General features: G+C 64.0%; 2 protein-coding genes. Both read left to right on the forward strand.

The window, feature by feature from the left end:
• Window positions 1-569, forward strand: a 569-nt coding sequence (locus ENZ74_RS31365) for a DMT family transporter (protein WP_164761377.1), incomplete at its 5' end; no start/stop codon positions are given.
• A gap of 60 nt (window positions 570-629) precedes the next feature.
• Window positions 630-1,538, forward strand: coding sequence for a DMT family transporter (locus ENZ74_RS31370; protein WP_013532538.1), 909 nt, complete (start codon window positions 630-632; stop codon window positions 1,536-1,538).
• Window positions 1,539-1,559 lie beyond the last annotated feature (21 nt).

Genomic DNA, 1,559 nt, shown 5'->3' on the forward strand with positions numbered 1-1,559 from the left:
CCGTTTATTACGCGGCCCCGATCATCGTCACCGTGCTTTCGGTGTTCCTGCTCGGCGAAAAAGTGCCGATGCTGCGCTGGCTGGCGGTGCTGATCGGCTTTGCCGGCGTGTTCATCGCTTGCGATCCGACCCATCTCGGCCTGTCCGTGCCGGTGCTGCTGGTGCTGGCGGCCGCCTTCTTGTGGGGCATCGCCATCGTGCTCTTGCGCAGGACCGCCCTTGCCGAGCGCTCGATGATCCAGCTCCTGCTCAACAATTTCTATTTCCTGCTGTTTTCGGCGGTGCCGGCGTTGCTTTGGTGGCGGACACCCGACTGGACCCAGCTGCTGCTGCTTGCCAGCGTCGGCGCACTCGGCGGCCTGGCGCAGTATCTTCTCTTCGAAGGCATGAAGCGCACGCCGGCCTCGGTTCTCGCGCCGCTGGAATACACCTCGCTATTGTGGGCATTCGCACTCGGCTTTGCGATCTGGGGCGACGTGCCGCGCCGCGAAGTTTTCCTGGGCGCTGCGCTGATCGTCGCCGCCGGCCTGCTGATCGTCGGCACCGAGCATTTCCGCAAACGGCTATGATGTGCATGGCCATGATTGCTGACGCTACGATGTCAGGACCAAGCGGCGTAGGCTGGCGGCATGACTGAGATTGCAGCCGCCACCGACACCGCCGCGGAGCGGACACTCGGCATCATCCTGGTGTCGTCCTCAGCCGCCGTCTTCGCCCTGACGGGCGTGCTGACGAAATCAATCCACGCCGACCCGTTGACCATCATCTGCTGGCGCGGCTTTGTCGGCGCGATCCTGATCAGCTTCTATGTGCTGTGGCGGCGTCACCGTTCCGGTGGGCGTGAGACCCTGCGGCTTGGCTGGCGCGGCTGGCTGCTGGCGGTGGAAGGCGCGCTGGCCAGCATCGCTTTCATCTCGGCGTTCAAGTTCACCTTCGTCGCCAATGTCGCTGTCATCTATGCCACAGCACCTTTCGTCACGGCGCTGCTGGCCTGGGTTCTGACGCGCGAACCCTTCCGGTTGCAGACGATGGTCGCCGCCGCAGTGTCGCTGTGCGGCGTGGCGATCATGGTCTGGTCCGGCTTCGGCACCGGCAATCTGTTCGGCGACGGACTGGCACTGCTGATGACCATCGGCAGCGGCCTTTACATGATCATGGTTCGCGCCTTCCGCGACACGCCCGTGGTGTGGGCCGGTGCGGTGTCGGCATTCCTGTTGTTCGTGCTCGGTTGGTTCGTCACCGATCCGCTGGCGGTTTCGCCGAGAGATGCCGTTCTGCTCACCACTTTCGGCGCGTCCTTCGCGCTGTCCTCGATCCTGTGGACGGAGGGCGCACGACTCATCCCGCCGGCCGAATCCGGGCTTCTCGGTTCGGCCGAAGTGCCGTTCGCGATCCTGTTTGCCTTCCTGTTCCTGGGCGAGATTGCACCAGCCGCCAGCATGATCGGCGGCGCCGTCGTGCTCACCGCAGTGTTCGCCCATGCGGGGCGGGATTGGCTGATGGCGCGCTCGCAACGCATGGCGTCAAATATTTCTTAAAAAAGCGACACAGTCATGGAA

It is taken from the genome of Mesorhizobium sp. M7A.F.Ca.CA.002.15.2.1 (assembly GCF_003998715.1).
Lineage (GTDB): Bacteria > Pseudomonadota > Alphaproteobacteria > Rhizobiales > Rhizobiaceae > Mesorhizobium > Mesorhizobium ciceri.

Bases quoted from the DNA above. Each gene is read 5' to 3' on its own strand.
- ENZ74_RS31370 (WP_013532538.1), top strand. From the start codon at position 630: ATGACTGAGATTGCAGCCGCCACCGACACCGCCGCGGAGCGGACACTC.